Below are 17,077 nucleotides of genomic sequence, written 5' to 3' on the forward strand. Positions count from 1 at the left end.
GCGTCTTGCTGCCCATCCGCGCGAAGATCAGCGCCAGCCCGGTGTTGAACACGAACTGCAGCAGCAGCGCCGGGACCACCAGCAGCCACGACAGGGCGGGCAGGCTGCCGGAGGCCACCATGACGACGACCAGCACGATCATCGAGAACAGGAGCTGCTGGAGCTGCTGGAGCGCGAAGGAGACGGGCAGTGAGGCTCTGGGGAAGTGCAGGGCCCGCACCAGTCCCAGGTTCCCGGAGATGGCCCGTACCCCGGCCAGCACCGAGCTCTGGGTGAAGGTGAACACGAACACGCCCGTCACCAGGAACGGCACGTACACGTCCTTCGGGATGCCCCGGTTGGCGCCGAGCAGCAGGCCGAAGATGAAGAAGTACACGGCCGCGTTCAGCAGCGGGGTCGCCACCTGCCAGAGCTGGCCGAGCTTGGCCTGGCTGTACTGGGCGGTCAGCTTCGCCCGGGAGAAGGCGAGGATGAAGTGCCGCCGGTCCCAGAGCTGACGGACGTACTCCCTGAGGGACGGCCGGGCGCCGCTGACCGTGAGGCCGTGCCGGGCGGCGAGGGCCGCGAGGTCGCCCTCGGCGGGGGGGACCGGGGCGCCCGGTGCGGGGGGCGGTGTGTGGAGGACCTGACTCACATCCGGCGCTTTCGCTAGAGAGAGGGGGTGGCGACGGGCCGGTCGTACGTCGGAACGGGACCGTACCGTCGCAACGGGAGCGTAAGTCGAAAGAACGTCGGAACGCAACCGTTTCGTCGTGACGGTGGCGGCCTATGCTGTCCGCATGACGACGAACGCCGACGAGCCCCAGCCGCGTCCGCGCCGCAGGGCCCCCGCCGGGGCCGCCGTACTGCGCCAGGACGTGACGGAGGCGATCCGGGCGGCCGTCTTCGAGGAGCTGGCCGCGGCCGGCTACGCGCGGATGTCGATCGAGGGGATCGCGCGCCGCGCGGGTGTCGGCAAGACCGCGGTCTACCGCCGCTGGCGCTCCAAACTGCACCTCGTCCTCGACCTGGTCTCCGCGATCGCCGTCCAGGGCCTGCCCGCGCCGGACACCGGCTCCCTGGAGGGCGACCTGCGCCTGCTGTACGAGGTCACCTCCCGCGCCCTGCGCCACCCCGTCGCCTCGCAGATCCTCCCCGACCTCCAGGCCGAGGCCGCCCGCAACCCCGAGATCGCCGAGGCCCTCCAGAAGGCGCTGCGCGAGGGCCAGGACTCCGTCGCCCGGGGGATCGTCGCGGCGGCACAGGAGCGCGGCGACCTCCGCCCCGGCGCCGACCACGCCCTGGCCCTCGACCTGATCTCGGGCCCCCTGTACTGGCGCTCGGTGGTCATCCGCGGCCCGAAGCCGCCGAAGGGCTACCTGGAGGCGCTGACCCGGGCGACGGCGGAGGCGCTGAAGGCGCTGTGAGGGCGGCGGCCACGGGCACGGAGAAACCCGGCGGGTGCGCGGCGGCCCGTGAACCCGCCGGCTCGGAACACCGGGCAGCCGGATTTCCGGCCGGTCACGGACACGGCGATGACTTTCTCCGGCTCGGAGGGTCTTATCACCGTTGTCCGGCAACCCTGGAGGAACGCGTGACTCAGCTCCTGAGAGTCCAGAACTTCAACGTCTCGAGCGACGGCATCGCCGCCGGCGAGGACCAGAGCCTCGAGCTGCCGTTCGGTCTCGAGCACCCCGAGCGGCTGTTCGCGTGGGCCGGCGCCACGGCGAGCTGGCCCATGCGCACCGACCCCGGGGGCAGCCGGGGGCTCGACGACTACTTCACCCGGGACTTCGCGCGCAACATCGGCGCCGAGATCATGGGCCGCAACAAGTTCGGGCCTCAGCGCGGGCCCTGGCAGGACCACGAGTGGCGCGGCTGGTGGGGGGAGAAGCCCCCGTTCCGCACCCCGGTGTTCGTCATGACCCACCACGAGCGTCCCTCGTTCACGCTCTCCGACACCACGTTCCACTTCGTCGCCGGCGACCCGGCCGCAGTCCTCGAGCGGGCGCGGGAAGCGGCGCGGGGCAAGGACGTCCGGCTCGGCGGCGGGGTGACCACCATCCGGCAGTTCCTCGACGCCGGCCTCGTCGACACCCTGCACGTGGCGGTCTCGCCGGTGAAGCTCGGCTCCGGACTGCGGCTGTGGGAGTCCCCCGACGAACTGCGCGACCGGTACCACCTGGAGGTCGTGCCCAGCCCGAGCGGCGTGACCCACCATCTGTTCTGGCGGAAGTGACCGACCCTCAGGACCACCCCGACCGGTCGCGGAGGTCAGCCCGTCGTGGGGGGCTCCTGCTCCACAGGGTCACCGCGGCCCCGGTGCCGGGAAGCGGGCCGAGAAGGCGCCCTCCGGGCCGAACTCGAAGGGGGCGCCCAGGGCGTCGCCCACGGCGGAGCCGATGACGGCGCCCAGGGCACGTTCGGTGCGGGTCGGCATCAGGAGCGGGTCGCCGCCGACGGGTGCAGGTGCTGCCAGCCCGCCCAGGCCGAGGTGATCATGTCGTCGATGCCGTGGCGGGCCTTCCAGCCCAGTTCCGTGGCCGCGCGGTCGGCGGAGGCGACGACGCGGGGCGGGTCGCCGGGGCGGCGCGGGGTGACCACGGGCGGGAGGTCGTGGCCGGTGAGGGCGTTGACGCGGTCGATCATCTCCCGCACGGAGACGCCCTCGCCGCGGCCGATGTTGAGGGTGAGGTCCCGGCCGGGGGCGGAGCGCAGCGCGCGGGCCGCCGCGACATGGGCCTCGGCCAGGTCGACGACGTGGATGTAGTCGCGGACACAGGTGCCGTCGGGGGTCGGGTAGTCGTCGCCGAACACGCGCGGGGGCAGGCCGTCCGTCAGCCTCTCGAAGATCATGGGGACGAGGTTGGAGACGCCCGTGTCGGCGAGGTCCGGGCGGGCGGCGCCGGCCACGTTGAAGTAGCGCAGGCAGGCCGTCGAGAGCCCGGCCGCTCCGCCGGCCGCGCGGACCAGCCACTCGCCGGCCAGCTTCGTCTCGCCGTACGGCGACATGGGCACGCACGGGGTCTCCTCCGTCACGAGGCCCACGTCCGGCATGCCGTACACCGCCGCCGAGGAGGAGAAGACGAAGGAGCGGACCCCGGCCGACGTGACCGCGTCCAGCAGGACGCGCAGGCCCTCGACGTTCTCCCGGTAGTAGTGCAGGGGGAGGGAGAGCGACTCGGCGACCTGCTTCTTCGCCGCGAGGTGGACGACCCCGGTGACCTCGTGGTCCGTGAGGGCGCGCGCGACCCGCTCGCCGTCCAGGGTGGAGCCCACCACCAGCGGCACCCCGTCCGGCACCCGGTCGGCGAGGCCGGTGGACAGGTCGTCGTACACCACCGCCCGTTCGCCCGCCTCGGTCATCGCCCGTACGACGTGCGCCCCGATGTAGCCGGCGCCGCCGGTGATCAACCAGGTCATGGACGGCCCTCCCCTCGTCGTTGGCCCGTGCTTCCGCAATCGAACAGGTCGACCCTCAGTGAAGCAGGCGCCACAGCCTTCCGCGCAGCACCGGGACGATTCCGCGTACGCCGGCCGCCACGCGCAGGGCCAGCGCACCCGAGTGCGTGGCGTACGGCCGCACCAGCACCACGCCGTGCCAGGGACTCGGCAGCACACAGCGGCGCAGCAGGCCCGGCCCGGCGAGCGCGTGCGCGGTCACCCGGCGGCTCGAACCGTCCCGGAAGCGCACCCGCAGCCGCAGGTCCCAGGTGCCCGTGCCGAGCGCGGCCAGCCGGTCCGGCCGTACGGTCGTCTCCGCGACCCAGGTGCCGTCCGCCGCCGTCCGCAGCGGCACCGTACGGCGGACCCGGGCGCCGCCTTGGTCCCGGTGGCGCCACTCCACCTCCGCCGCCACCGGTCCGGCCCGCGCCACCCGGCCGTACAGCTCGTGCAGGCGCACCCGCAGCCGCGGGCCGTGCGCGCGGGGGCGCAGTTCCGCGTCCACGGCGAGCGGGAGGAGGGGGACGGGACGGGTCAGCAGGTGCTCCAGGGTGAGTCCGGGCAGGTCGGCCGACCAGCAGGGCGTGCCGTCCGCCGCGCGGGCGTACGGCGGGCACAGCCGGGCCGGCCGGGCCGCCAGTTCCCGCAGCCGGGGCAGGTCGCACGGCTCGGGGGAGGCCAGTACGACCCGCCCGATCAGCCGCCCGGGGGCGACCGGGTCGCGGGCCCGGTCGGCGGCGTCGTACTCCGCGAGGAACGCCCGTGTGTGCGCCCACCACTGCCGCCGGTACTCCTCGTCGTGCAGCGGCACCTCACGGGCGTACATGCGCAGGTCGTGGTCGAGGAACTTGGCCCTCGCCCGGCGCGCCAGCCGTTTCTCCCCGGCGGCCAGCAGGATCCCGTGGGCGGTGCGGCACGCGCGCGTGCGGGCCCGCCAGTTGTCGACGCCCGCGCGGTCCAGCGAGATCGACAGCCGCCGCGCGGACCGGCGGACGTGCCAGACGTACACCCGGTCGGGGACCAGCGCGACGCGCGGGGCGGCGGCCCACACCCGCGCGGTGAACACGACGTCCTCGTAGGGGAAGCGGCCGTCGGGGAAGCGGATGCCGTGCGCGCGCAGGAAGGCCGTGGCGTAGAGCTTGTTGACGCACAGCGTGTCGTGGACCAGGCGCGGGCGCAGCGCGGGGCGGGCGAGCACGGCGGGCGCGGCGTACAGGGCCGGCTCCCACGGCACCTCGTGCCCCGACGGCAGCTCGCGGCGCACGCACAGGCCGCCCGCGACCTGCGCGTCCGCCCCGGTCGCGGCGGTGAGCAGCGCGTCCACCGCGCCGGGCGGCAGTACGTCGTCGCTGTCCAGGAACATCACGTACGGCGAGGTCACCGCGGCGAGCCCGGTGTTGCGCGGGGTGCCGCAGCCGCCGCTGTTGACGGGAAGCCGGATCACCCGCAGCCGGGGTTCGCCCTCGGCGAGCCGGTCCAGCAGGCCGGCGCTGCCGTCCGTCGAGCAGTCGTCGACGGCGACGACCTCCCGTACGGCGGGCCCCTGCCCGAGCGCCGAGCGCACGGCGTCGGTCACATGGGCGGCGTCGTCGTAGCCGATGACGACGACGGAGACCTGGGGCTGAGGGGGCTGCATGGCGTCCTCGGGCGCGTCACGGGGCTGCTCCTGCCTCCATTGAGGACGCTCGGCGCGCGCGGCGCACGTCGGCCGCCGTCACGCGCCCTCGGCCACCGCCGTGTCCAGTGCCGCCGTGAGCCGGTGCAGACGGGTGCCGAGGTCGCGGATCTCGTCGATGCCGAAGCCGGTCGCGGCCATGATCCGGCGCGGCACCTCCAGGGCCCGCTCCCGCAGCGCCGTGCCCTCCTCGGTGGGCCGGACCTCCACCGACCGCTCGTCGCGCGCACTGCGCTCCCGGCGTACCAGGCCGGCCGCCTCCAGCCGCTTGAGCAGCGGGGACAGGGTGCCGGAGTCCAGTCGCAGGTGCTCGCCGAGCTTCTTCACCGGCAGCGTGCCGTGCTCCCACAGCACCAGCATGACCAGGTACTGCGGATAGGTGAGCCCGAGATCCTTGAGGACCACCCGGTAGACGCCGTTGAAGGCGCGGGAGGCCGCGTTCAGGTTGAAGCAGATCTGCTGGTCGAGGCGGAGCCAGTCGTCCGCGGCGCCCGGCAGCGGGGCCGTCGCGGGGGGTGGGCTCGGGGTGGCTGTCATGGCTCCAGGGTAGCTCTCGCGGGCCATTTGGTTGCACACAATTCAATTGCGTGCTCTACTTGTGGTCGTACGGCGGCCGGACCCACCGAACCGAGGGGCCCGGCCGAGCCACGACTCGAGAGGGAAGGTCCTCCCATGGACGCGCTCTACACCGCTGTCGCCACCGCCACCCACGGCCGCGAGGGCCGCGCCGTCACCTCCGACGGCAAGCTGGACCTCGGCCTGAGCGCCCCCGTGGAGCTCGGCGGCAACGGCGAGGGCACCAACCCGGAGCAGCTCTTCGCCGCCGGTTACGCGGCCTGCTTCGGCAGCGCCCTCGGCGTGGTCGGCCGGGCGGCGAAGGTCGACGTCAGCGACGCCGCGGTGACCGCCGAGGTCGTCCTCGGCAAGCAGGGTGAGGGCTTCGCGCTCGCGGTGACGCTGCGCGTCGAGCTGCCCGAGGGCATCGAGGAGGAGACCGGCCGCAAGCTGGTCGAGCAGGCCCACCAGGTCTGCCCCTACTCCAACGCCACCCGCGGCAACATCCCCGTCGACCTCGTCATCGAGTAGTCCCCGGCACCCGCGCCAGCACCTCCCCCGTCCGCCGGCTCCACGCCACCACCACCGCCTCCTCGGGCACCCGCTGCGCGGGCGTCAGCAGCAGCCAGCGCGCGTGGTACCGGCGGACGACCGCGGCCCGCTCCGCGCGGGTCGAACCGGGGTCCAGATACGCCCGCACATCGGCCGCCCGCCGCAGCCGCTCCCCCTCGTCCAGCGAGGCGTCCGGCCAGGCGGGCGCGGCGAGGTTCGGGCCGTACCCGGCGAGCGCGTGGACGGCGTGGTAGCCGTCGGTGATCACCACCTCGCCCGGCCCGACGTACCGCGCGGCCCAGTCGTACGACGGCCAGTCCGGCGGCCGTGCGAAGCCCGCCGGCACCACCGCCCCCGCGTGCACGGTCAGGAACGCCGCGCACGCCCCCGCCGCCGCGGCCCCGCCCAGCAGCCGCCGCCGCACCGGCCACGGCCGCGGCGCCGCCAGCTCCACCGCCAGCGCGAACTGCAACGGCACCAGCGTCAGCCCGAGGATCCTGCCGTAGGTGTAGTGGCCGCTGACCCAGCCGTACGCCACCACCAGGCAGTCCAGGACGAACATCAGCACCAGCGGGTCGCGCCACGAGGTGCGCCGGGCCCGCAGCCACAGCGCCGGCAGCCCGAGCAGCGCCAGCCCGAACCGCCCGCCGAGGTCCAGGTACAGCCGCCGGTGCATCGCGTCCACGCTGTCGTCCCCGGCCAGCGCGAACACGTCGAAGTACGGCCAGCAGGCGGCCGTCAGCAGCGCCACCGCCCCCGTCACCGCCCACCGCCCGGCGACCGAGGCCCCCCACCGCCGCTGCCACCCGGCGACCAGCGCCACCGCCCCCAGCGCCGCCGCGACCGCGGTGATCGGGTGCACCAGCAGGACCAGCCCGTACAGCGCGCCCAGCGCCGCGTACCCGGACACCGGGCGCAGCCCGCTCGGCCCCACGTACCGCACGGCCCCCGCGTTCCGGGCCCGCGCCCCCGTCAGCGCCCACGCCCAGAAGGTGAGGCCGATCGCGCACGCCGACGGGTAGGCCAGGTTGCCCGTCATCGACATCAGGTTCAGATAGCCGCTCCACCAGGCCCGCTCCACCCCCCACAGCAGCGTCATCGCGCCGAGCGCCAGCACCGGCGCCCAGGGGCGCGGGGTCAGCACGCGCACGAAGCGGCCGATCCCGGTCAGCAGCACCAGCAGGTTCAGCGGCCCGGTGAGCCTGAGCACCTCCCAGCCGCCCAGCCCCGTCAGCCGGGCGGCCACGCCCTGCGCCAGCGCGAACGGCGAATAGTAGGGGCTGCCCGCCCCCGGCAGGTCCGCCATCGGGTGCCGGGGGTTCAGCAGGTCGTCCTTGAGACGCTCGATGACCGCCGCGTGCTGCCCGGCGTCGCAGCACAGCGGCACCCTCCAGTACGCCAGCGACATCACGAGCCAGAACAGGAAGCCGAAGAGCCGGTACGGGGTGGGACGCCAGGCCCCGCCGCCGCGCAGCGCCGTGGCACCGCGCACGGCCGGCCGGACGAGGACTCCGGAGCTCATCGGGCGGTGAGGGAGAAGGGGAGCGTCTCGGGCATCTGCCGTATGTTCCCGGCGCGGCCGGCGGCATGACCTCGCATCACCTCATCGAGTGATACGACGGTTCAGCGCGCCGACTCCACCGGCGCCCCCTGCGCCGGCACCACCGCCCGCCGCACCACCGGCTCCAGCAGCAGCGGCACCCCCAGCACCGGCAGCAGCCAGGCCAGCGTGATCAGCCGGTCGCCCCAGATGTTGATGTCCGGATGCCCGGCCTGGTTGAGGAACCCCGTACAGGCGGCGCCCACCAGGAAGGCGCCGAACGCCGGCCGCCGCGGCGCCCCCGCGACACCGGCCGCCAGGAACGCGACGAACACCGGCTCCCACAACTGCCGCCGCAGCCACTCCGTCCAGAAGTTCCCCTGCAACTGGAGGAACTCCGCCCACGGCCGCTCCCGGTCGGGACGGGCGAAGTGACCGGTGAGCAGGTCCTGCACGCTCTCCGACGCCGACGGATACCCCAGCAGCCGGGCCAGCAGCACCGTGCCGAACACCCCCGCGCACCCGGCCCCCGCGAGCGCCGCGATCCCGCGCCCCGGCTCCAGGCCCCGCCACCGGCGCCGTACGGCGATCACCGCGCCCGCGCCCGCCAGGCACAGCCCGAGGAACAGGGCCTGCGAGTGCTTGACGGTGAACAGCGCGAGCAGCGCCGCACCCACCAGCACCAGACCCGCCCGCGTCCTGTGACCCTCCAGCACCAGCGCACAACCCCACAGCGCCGCCAGGGTGAGCGCCAGCAGCAGCCCCTCGGTCATCGGACGCATCGCCGTCGTCCCGCACGGCAGGACGAGGAACAGCGCCTGCCCGGTGAGCGCGAGCGGCACCGGCACCGACAGGGCGCGCAGCACCAGGAAGGCGAGCACCCCGCCCGCGCAGGTCACCGCCACGCCCGCCGCCCACACCCCCCAGGTCACCCCGAACAGGGCGACGAACGGCGCCAGGAACACCGGGTAGCCGGGCCGCACCTCGAAGATCCGCATGAACCGCTCCGGCATGAACGGCACGGTGTGCCCGCCGGTCCGCCCGGCCGCCGACATCGCCTCCACCTGCCGCCACTCCCGCTCCCGGCACTCCCGCAGGACCTCCGGAGCGGGGTCGGGGGCGTGGAAGCGGATCACGTCCACGTTCTGCTCGCGGTGCGCGATCGTCGCCCGGCCCGCACAGAACCAGTCGATGGTGGCGGTGGCCGCCTCCCGCTTGTCCGCACCGGTCAGACTCAACGCGTACGACAGGTAGTTCTTGCTGTCGGGGGTGTCCCGGCCGGTGACGTTGGCGAGTTGCAGCAGCGCGAAGACGGCGGCCAGCAGCAGGACCCGGGCGCGCGGCGTCACGACGGGGCCGGCAGGCCGGCGCCGGTGGCCTGGGCCGGCACCCGGGCCGGTCCGGGTGCCGGCCGCCCGGGCATCGGCTCGCCCAGCATCAGCGTCCGCACCACCCGCTCGGCGGCCCGCCCGTCGTCGAACTCGCAGAACCGCCTCCGGAACGCCGACCGCAGCCGCGCCGCCTCCTCGTCCCGCCAGGTCCCGGAGTCGAACAGCCACGCCAGCTCCCAGGGGGAGCGCGCCACATGACCCGGCGCCTCGGCCGTGATGTCCAGGTAGGCGCCCCGGCTCGCCCGGTAGGCGTCCCAGTCGTCGGCGTACACCACGATCGGCCGGTCCAGCAGGGCGTAGTCGAACATGACCGACGAGTAGTCCGTGACCAGCACGTCGGCGGCGAGCAGCACGTCCTGCACCTCCGGTTCGTCCGTCGCGTCGACGAGCACGCCCCGCCGGTGCAGCTCGGACAGCCCGAGCCCGCGCGCCGGCCCGGCGGCCAGCGAGGGGTGCAGGCGGACCACGAGGGTGCGGCCCTCGCCCAGGTCGGCGGCGAACCGGGCCAGGTCGAGCCGCTCCACCAGCCCGTCCCTGCGGTAGTCGCGGCGGGTCGGCGCGTACAGCACCACCGTGTCGCCGTCCGGGACGCCGAGCCGTGCGCGCACCGCACGCCCCCGCTCCTTGGACGCCCCGACCAGCACGTCGTTGCGCGGGCTGCCGCTGCGCAGGGAGGTGAAGTGGCAGGGGTAGGCCCGCTCCCACACCAGCTCGGAGTGCCGGTTGGCGACCAGGCTGTAGTCCCAGCGGTCGGCCCGGCGCAGCATCCGCGGCACGTCGAAGCCGAGCCGGGAGCCGGGCCGGTCCAGCAGATCGGCGCCCAGGTACTTCAGCGGGGTGCCGTGGTGGGTGTGGATGTGCACGCTTCCGGGGCGTTTGACCAGCGCCCCGGACCAGTTGACGTTGTTGACGAAGTACGTGGCCCGCTCGGTCACCCGGCGGTATCCGGGCGAGCCGGGCAGCACGTACTCGGTGCCCGGCTCGAGCCCGGCCGCCTGCTCCTCGTCGGCCAGCACCCACACGTTCCTGAGGTGCGGGGCGAGGGCGCGCGCCGCGCGGTGGATCGCCGCCGGGTCGCCGAGCACGCCCCGGTGCGAGAACGCCGAGTACACGGCGAGGTCCGGATCGAGCGGGCGGCGGAAGGCGGACCGGGCCCGGGACCGGGCGTACCGCGCCGCCGTCGCCGTACCCGCCTGCCGGGCCCGCCGCCCCAGCTCCCGCCCGGCCGTCCCCGCCCGCTGCTTCAGGACGTACCCGGCGTAACTCCCCTCCAGCACCCGCAGTTCCGCCGGGACCACCGCGCCCTCCGGCCGGTGCGTCCGGAACATCTCGGCCGTACGGCGGAAGAACTCGCCCTTGTCGGACGGCGGCAGCCGGTCCGGCTTGGAGAGGATGTCGAGGCAGTGCTCGCCCATCTTGGCGTGCAGGAAGGGCCGCCAGTGCGCGAGCGCCGGGCGGGCGTCGACGAACCGGAACACCCGCGCGTACTGCTCGTGGACGTCGAAGTGCCCGCGGCCGGTGGTGGACAGGATGCTGCCCCGGCGGCGCTGCCGGTAGTACACGCAGATCCGGTCCAGGGTCGCGATGCGCTCCGCGCTGAGCAGCACCGGGAACGTCCAGGGCGTGTCCTCGTAGTAGCCGGGCGGGAAGACGAAGCCCTCCCGTGCGACGAAGTCGCGGCGGTAGACCTTGTTCCACACCACCATCAGCAGATCGAGGATCTCCGGCCGCTCGGCCGCCGTGAACACCTCCTCGACGGCCAGCAGACGGGCCAGCACGTTGCGGCGGGTGCCGCCCCACCAGTGGGTGCGGGCGTAGTCGAAGACCAGGACGTCCGGGTCGCCGGTCTCGTCGAGCCGGTCGGCCACCGCGCGCAGCGCGCCCGGCGTGAGGGTGTCGTCGCTGTCGAGGAAGAACAGGTGGTCGCCCGTCGCGTGCTCCATCCCCGCGTTGCGGGCCCGGCCGAGGCCCACGTTCTCCGACAGGCGCACCACCCGCACCCGCTCGTCGCGGGCCGCGTACGCGTCGAGGATCGCGCCGCAGCCGTCGGGGGAGCGGTCGTCGACGGCGATCACCTCGAGGTCGCGGTACGACTGCCCGAGCACCGAGTCGAGGCAGGCGTGCAGGTACCCCCGCACCTTGTGGACGGGAACGATGACGCTGAAGCGGGGCACTGTTCTGTCAGCTCCTCACCAGGGTGGTGGCGGCCGCGGGGGCGGGGACGCGCTCCGCGAGCGGGATCACGGGCGGCAGGGCCTCGGGCGGCTCACCGAGCAGCACCCGGCGTACGACCCGTTCGGCGGCCCGCCCGTCGTCGAACGGGCAGAACCGCTCCCGGAACCGGGCCCGCAGCGCCGCCGACCCCGCGTCCGCGTACGAGCCGTCGCGGAACACGCGGGCCAGCTCCTCGGGGGTGCGGACCACCGGCCCCGGCGGCCCCTCCATCAGGTCGAGGCAGACGCCCCGGACCTCCCGGTAGACGTCCCAGTCGTCGGCGTACACGACGATCGGCCGGTCCAGGTTGGCGTAGTCGAACATGATCGACGAGTAGTCGGTGACCAGCGCGTCGGCGGCCAGGCACACGTCCTCCGACGAAGGGTGCGCGGTGACGTCGATGACCCGGCCCCCGGCCCGCGCGGTGCCCCGGTCGTAGAAGTAGTGGGCGCGCAGCAGGACCACGACGTCCTCGCCGGCCGCCGCGCAGAACGCCTCCAGGTCGAGGCCGGGCTCGAAGCCGGTGCGGTGGTCGCGGTGGGTGGGCGCGTACAGCACGGCCCGCGCGCCCTCCGGCACGCCCAGCTCCGCGCGGATCCGGGCCACGTCGCCGGCGCCGGCCGTCAGATACACGTCGTTGCGCGGATAGCCGTACTCCAGGTGCTCGTAGGAGCCGGGGAAGGCGCGCTCCCACACGCGCGTGGAGTGCGGGTTGGCGGAGAGGTTGTAGTCCCAGCGGTCCACCCGGCCCAGCAGCTTGGCGAAGCTGCCGGTGGCGGCGGCCACCACCGGGTACACCGACTGGTCGACGCCCATCGTCTTCAGCGGGGTGCCGTGCTGCGTCTGGAGGTGGACGCTGCCGGGGCGCTTGACCACGCCCTCCGCGAAGTTGGCGTTGTTGACCAGGTACGTGGCGCGGGCCAGCACCTCCCAGCAGCGCCGGCTGCCGAGGACCGCGTACTCGACGCCGTCCGGCACGGTGTGTTCCCGGCCGGCCTCCACCAGGAACACCGAGCGGATGTGCGGGGCGAGTTCGCGCGCCTTGGCGTGGATCGCGGCCGGGTTGCAGGCGTAACCCCGGCCCCAGTACGCGCAGTACACGGCGAGGTCCGGATCGAGCGGGCGGCACAGGTGCATCCGGTACAGCAGCCGGGTGCGCAGACCTCTGGGGCGCGGCACCGCCGCCACGGTCCGCGCCACCGCGCGGCGGGCGCCGCGCAGGGCGGCGAAGGCCCCGTAGGAGCCCGACGCCAGCAGCCGGTGCTGCACCCCGAGGCTGCCGCGCGGGGGCCGGTGTCCGGCGGGGCGGTGGCGGCGGTACAGGGTGCTCGCCCGGCGGAAGAAGGCGCGGCGGCCCGACGGGAGCCGCCGGGGACGGGCGGCCGTCCTCAGCACGGCGGTGAAGAGCTGGTCGAACAGCGGCGCCGACCGCTCGGCGGACAGCCCCAGCCCGGCGGCCCGCTCCAGCACCAGTTCGACCTGGTCCAGCAGTTCGGCGTGGTGCTCCCCGGGCAGGTTCAGCCGGCTGCCCTGCCGCCGCACCAGATGCCGTACGACGACCGCGCGCAGCACCGCCACCCGCTCGGCGAGGAGCATCGCCTGCCCGCCCCAGCCGATGTCCGTGAAGTGACCCGCGGGGAAGGCGAGACCCCGCTCGGCGACGAAGGCACGGCGCCAGGCCGCGCTCCACGCCGGGAGACCCACGCCGGTGAGGTACGGGGCACGGTCGGGGGAGAACGCGCCGTCGGGGGCCCTCGCCAGCAGGGGCGCGGCCGGATTGCCGGGCTCGCCCTCCCACCAGGGCGCCCGCTCGTGCTCGAAGTGCAGCACGTCCACCGGGCCGGTCTCGGCCAGACGCGCGTCCAGAGCCGCGAGCGCGCCCGGTACGAGGACGTCGTCACCGTCGAGGAACAGCAGGTACGTCCCCGTGGCCGCCCGCGTCCCCGCGTTGCGCGCCCCCGCCAGCCCGGCCGACGGCGGCGCGTGCACCGGCGCCACCCGCGAGTCCCGCTCGGCGTGCCGGGCGGCCACGTCGGCCGCGGCGGACCCGGGCGCCTCGCAGACCGGGATCAGCTCGAAGTCACCGAAGGACTGGGCGAGGACCGAGTCCAGCGCCCGGCCCAGCCGGCCGGCGACCCCGTGGGACGGGACGATGATGCTGAAGCGGGGCATTCTGCTCTTTCCGTGGTCCGTGGTCCGTGATCCGTGGAGGATGGCGTGGTGCCCTCAGCGGGCGGGGCGCCGGCCGGGCCGTCCCGCCGGGGGCCGGGTCGGGGGTGGGCCGTGACGATCCGGATGACATGGGAACTCCCTGTCCGCACAAGGGGGAAACGACGGTCAGCCGCGGTCGGTGACGGCCCGGACACCGGCGGGCTGCTGCCGCGGCACCGTCGTGAGCGCCGACGGGCCGGACACGGCACCGGCCGCCGGCACCGGGCGGCGTCCCTCCAGCGGCACCACCGGCGGCAGGTCGCTCTCCCCGAACACCACCCGGCGCACCACCCGCTCGGCGGCGCGGCCGTCGTCGTACGGGCAGAAACGGGCGCGGAAGTCCGCCCGCAGCCGGGTGGAGCGGGCGCCACACCAGTGACCGCTCGCGAAGACGTCGATCAGCTCGTCCTCGCCGCCCGCGACCGCGCCCGGCGGGAACGCCCGCGGATCGAAGTAGACGCCGCGGGCCGCCTCGTACGCCTCCCAGTCGTCGATGTGCAGCACCACCGGCCGGTCCAGGCCCGCGTAGTCGAACATCAGCGGCGAGTAGTCCGTGACCAGGGCGTCCGAGGCCAGGCACAGCGCGGTGACGTCCGGGTGGCCGGAGACGTCCAGGACCCGGTCGGAGGCGGCCTCGCGCGGCCCGCCGTACGGGTGGCGGTCGGCGAGGGACAGGACGACGAACCGCGGGCCGAGACGGCGCGCCACGCGCTCCAGGTCGAGCAGCCGGCGCTGGGTGCGCCGGTAGTCGCGGTGGGCCGGCGCGTACAGGATCGCCACCGACCCCTCCGGGACGCCGAACGACTCCCGCAGCCGGGCCACGTCCGTTTCGGTCGCCGTGTGGAACCGGTCGGTGCGCGGCCTGCCGTACTCCAGGGTGGTGTAGCGGCCGGGGCAGACCCGCTCCCAGGTCAGGGTCGAGTGGCGGTCGGCGGAGACGACGTAGTCCCACTGGTCGACCCCCGCGAGGAACCGCGCGAAGTCGGTGTCCCGGGCCGCCGCGGGACGTTCCAGCAGGTCCAGGCCCTCGTGCCCGAGGGGGGTGCCGCGCCGCGTCTGCACCAGGACCTGCCCCTTGCGCTTGACCAGCCCCGGCACGGTGTCGGCGTCGGTCACCAGGTACGCGGACCGGGCGAGCGCGCTCCAGTGGGCGGCCGTGCCGGGCACGAGCCGGCGGGCGCCCGGCGGCAGGGTGTGGTGGTACTCGGGACGGGCCACCCAGGCGGTGCGGATGTGCGGGGCCAGCTCGCGCAGCGCCGACTCCAGGGCGCCCGGGTCACCGCCGTGACCGCGGCCCCCGTCGGCGGCGAAGACGGCCCGGTCGGCACGGAGCGGGAGCAGCCGCTGGAACCGGTAGTGCAGGCGCAGGGCCGCGCGGCGCAGGGCGCGCGGCAGCCGCCCCGCGATCCGGGCCCACCTGCGGCGCAGCGCCGCCGCCAGCCGCAGCGCCCGGTAGGTGCGGTGCAGTCCGAGACGGACCATCGTGTGGTGGACCCGGGCGCGCGCGGACCCGGCCGCACCGGGCGTCCGATGGTGCCGGCAGTGGACACGCGCCCGGCGCAGGAAGGCGGCGCGCGACCCGCGCGGCAGCCGTTCCCGCCGGGTGTACACCGTCGCCAGGTGGTCGACCATGCGGTGGAACAGCACCGGCCGCCAGCGCCGCAGCTCCGGCCGCTCGTCGAGGAACGCGAAGACCCGGTCGTACTGGTCGAAGACGTCGAAGTGCCGTTCGCTGGTGGTGCGCAGGATGCCGCCGGCCCGGCGCTGCCGGTAGTGCACGCACACCCGGTCCAGGGTGGCGATCGACTCCGCCGTCATCAGGACCGGGTACGTCCACGGGGTGTCCTCGTAGTAGCCGGGCGGGAAGGTGAAGCCCGCACGCTCGACGAACTCCCGCCGGTACGCCTTGTTCCAGGCCACCATCAGCAGGTTCAACAGCCCCGGCCGGTCCTCGAGACGGAACGGCGCCGGTCCGTGCTCGGTGAGTTCGGCGGCGGCCCGGTTGCGCACGGCCTCGCCCGACCAGTAGGTGCGCGCGTAGTCGTAGACCAGCACGTCCGGTTCGCCCGTCTCCTTCAGCCGGTCGGCGAGGGCGAGCAGCGCGTCGGGCGTGAGGGTGTCGTCGCCGTCCAGGAACACCAGGTAGTCACCGGTCGCCCGCTCCATCCCGGCGTTGCGGGCCGGGCCGAGACCGGCGTTCCGGGGCAGGTGCACGGCCCGTACGCGCGGGTCGCGGGCCGCGAACTCGTCGATCACCGCACCGCAGGCGTCCGGCGAGCCGTCGTCGACGGCGATCAGTTCGAGATCGGGGTACGACTGGGACAGCACCGATTCCAGGCACTCGTGCAGATACGCCTGAACCTGGTACGCGGGGACAATGACACTGAACCTGGGCAAGGGGCATCCAACGGTCGGTGCGGGCGTTCGGCCCGGCAACGGCCGCCGGCCCCGCTTGGTTACGCGCCCTGCGGCATCCGGGGGACACCCGTCACACGAAGGGGCGGACCTGTGACGGCCCGCCCCTTCAACTTCAGCCGCTTTCCCGCTACTTCACCGCGCCCGCCATCACACCGGAGACGAACTGCCGCTGGAACGCGAAGAACACGACCAGCGGGACCACCATCGAGATGAACGCGCCGGGCGCCAGGACGTCGATGTTGTTGCCGAACTGCCGTACCTGGGTCTGCAGGGCGACCGTGATCGGCTGGCTTCCCGAGTCGGTGAAGATCAGCGCGACCAGCATGTCGTTCCACACCCACAGGAACTGGAAGATGCCGAGCGCGGCGATAGCCGGACCGGCCAGCGGCATCACGACCCGTACGAACAGCCGCAGTTCGCCCGCGCCGTCCAGCCGGGCCGCCTCCAGCAGCTCTTTCGGGATCTCCGCGAAGAAGTTCCGCAGCAGGAACACCGCGAACGGCAGGCCGAAACCGACGTGGAAGAGGACCACACCGGCCACGGAGCCGAAGAGGCCGATGCCGCCGAAGAGTTCGGCGATCGGGATCAGCGCCACCTGCACCGGCACCACCAGCAGCCCCACCACCGCCAGGAACCACCAGTCCCGGCCCGGGAACTCCATCCAGGCGAAGGCGTACCCGGCGAGGGAGCCGATCACCACCACCAGCACGGTCGCCGGGACGGTGATGTACACCGTGTTCAGCAGCGAGCCGGTGATGTCGTCGTTCTCCAGCAGCGTCTCGTAGGCGCCGAAGGTGAGCTGCGAGGGCTCGGTGAACACCTTCCACCAGCCGTCGGCGGCCATGTCCTGAGGGGTGCGCAGGCTGGCCAGCAGCAGCCCGACCGTCGGGACCAGCCAGAACAGGCCCACGACGATCAGGAAGACGCGGACCAGGCCGCCGCTGACCCACTCACTCAGCCGGGAGCCCAGTGACCGCTCGGCCTTGACGGTGGGGACCGCCTTGGTGACGCTGCCGGCGTCCGCACTCATCGCCGCACCTCCCGCCTCAGCCGCCGTACGTTGCTGTGCCCACCCGGGGGACGACCCCCGGACCCCCG

Annotated in this window: 13 protein-coding genes and 1 pseudogene; 3 read left to right on the forward strand and 11 right to left on the reverse strand. The window is 74.3% G+C overall.

Annotated features, from left to right (window positions below; translation table 11 throughout):
• Nucleotides 1-634 (reverse strand): ABC transporter permease (locus ACF1DX_RS00005; protein WP_391788975.1); only part of this gene is annotated, 634 nt, incomplete at its 3' end.
• A 145-nt stretch (nt 635-779) separates the two neighbouring features.
• Between ACF1DX_RS00005 and ACF1DX_RS00010 the strand changes: the two genes are divergently transcribed.
• The gene (locus ACF1DX_RS00010) at nt 780-1,406 is read left to right on the forward strand and encodes a TetR/AcrR family transcriptional regulator (protein ID WP_391788976.1); all 627 of its coding nucleotides are present in this window, start codon (nt 780-782) and stop codon (nt 1,404-1,406) included.
• A 167-nt stretch (nt 1,407-1,573) separates the two neighbouring features.
• Nucleotides 1,574-2,218 (forward strand): dihydrofolate reductase family protein, encoded by a 645-nt coding sequence (locus tag ACF1DX_RS00015; protein WP_391788977.1) that lies wholly within the window; start codon nt 1,574-1,576, stop codon nt 2,216-2,218.
• Between the two features lie 78 nt (nt 2,219-2,296).
• Here the strand turns inward: ACF1DX_RS00015 and ACF1DX_RS00020 are convergent.
• The 4 genes and pseudogenes from ACF1DX_RS00020 to ACF1DX_RS00035 form a co-directional block, all read right to left on the reverse strand.
• Nucleotides 2,297-2,419, reverse strand: a pseudogene (locus tag ACF1DX_RS00020) (ADP-ribosylglycohydrolase family protein); the annotation flags it as partial.
• Entirely contained in the window at nt 2,419-3,402 is a 984-nt protein-coding gene (gene galE / locus ACF1DX_RS00025) for a UDP-glucose 4-epimerase GalE (protein ID WP_391788978.1), read from the reverse strand. The pseudogene ACF1DX_RS00020 and the gene galE, both read right to left, overlap by 1 nt.
• A 55-nt stretch (nt 3,403-3,457) precedes the next feature.
• The gene (locus tag ACF1DX_RS00030; protein WP_391788979.1) at nt 3,458-5,059 is read right to left on the reverse strand and encodes a glycosyltransferase; all 1,602 of its coding nucleotides are present in this window, start codon (nt 5,057-5,059) and stop codon (nt 3,458-3,460) included.
• Between the two features lie 78 nt (nt 5,060-5,137).
• The gene (locus tag ACF1DX_RS00035) at nt 5,138-5,635 is read right to left on the reverse strand and encodes a MarR family winged helix-turn-helix transcriptional regulator (RefSeq protein ID WP_391788980.1); all 498 of its coding nucleotides are present in this window, start codon (nt 5,633-5,635) and stop codon (nt 5,138-5,140) included.
• A 135-nt stretch (nt 5,636-5,770) separates the two neighbouring features.
• Here ACF1DX_RS00035 and ACF1DX_RS00040 point away from each other — a divergent pair, with 135 nt between their 5' ends.
• Nucleotides 5,771-6,184: an organic hydroperoxide resistance protein gene (locus ACF1DX_RS00040; protein ID WP_384712989.1), complete on the forward strand. Its 414-nt coding sequence runs from the start codon at nt 5,771-5,773 to the stop codon at nt 6,182-6,184.
• On the opposite strand, the gene ACF1DX_RS00045 is transcribed toward ACF1DX_RS00040, so the two are convergent.
• The 6 genes from ACF1DX_RS00045 to ACF1DX_RS00070 form a co-directional block, all read right to left on the reverse strand.
• On the reverse strand, nt 6,174-7,727 hold the full coding sequence (locus ACF1DX_RS00045) for a hypothetical protein (protein ID WP_391788981.1): 1,554 nt from the start codon (nt 7,725-7,727) through the stop codon (nt 6,174-6,176). The two genes, ACF1DX_RS00040 and ACF1DX_RS00045, sit on opposite strands and share 11 nt — an antisense overlap.
• A 101-nt stretch (nt 7,728-7,828) precedes the next feature.
• Entirely contained in the window at nt 7,829-9,094 is a 1,266-nt protein-coding gene (locus tag ACF1DX_RS00050) for a hypothetical protein (RefSeq protein ID WP_391788982.1), read from the reverse strand.
• Nucleotides 9,091-11,310 carry a CDP-glycerol glycerophosphotransferase family protein gene (locus tag ACF1DX_RS00055; RefSeq protein ID WP_391788983.1) on the reverse strand — a complete coding sequence of 740 codons (2,220 nt, stop codon included), beginning with the start codon at nt 11,308-11,310 and terminating at the stop codon, nt 9,091-9,093. The genes ACF1DX_RS00050 and ACF1DX_RS00055 overlap by 4 nt, the downstream gene beginning before the upstream one ends.
• Before the next feature lie 7 nt (nt 11,311-11,317).
• Nucleotides 11,318-13,522, reverse strand: a complete 2,205-nt coding sequence (locus tag ACF1DX_RS00060) for a CDP-glycerol glycerophosphotransferase family protein (RefSeq protein WP_391788984.1) — start codon at nt 13,520-13,522, stop codon at nt 11,318-11,320.
• Between the two features lie 165 nt (nt 13,523-13,687).
• Nucleotides 13,688-15,958, reverse strand: coding sequence for a CDP-glycerol glycerophosphotransferase family protein (locus tag ACF1DX_RS00065; RefSeq protein ID WP_391788985.1), 2,271 nt, complete (start codon nt 15,956-15,958; stop codon nt 13,688-13,690).
• 148 nt (nt 15,959-16,106) lie between these two features.
• Nucleotides 16,107-17,009, reverse strand: coding sequence for a carbohydrate ABC transporter permease (locus ACF1DX_RS00070; RefSeq protein WP_391788986.1), 903 nt, complete (start codon nt 17,007-17,009; stop codon nt 16,107-16,109).
• Between the last annotated feature and the right edge of the window lie 68 nt (nt 17,010-17,077).

Origin of the sequence: Streptomyces sp. NPDC014676, assembly GCF_043084105.1 — a bacterium.
Taxonomy (GTDB): domain Bacteria; phylum Actinomycetota; class Actinomycetes; order Streptomycetales; family Streptomycetaceae; genus Streptomyces.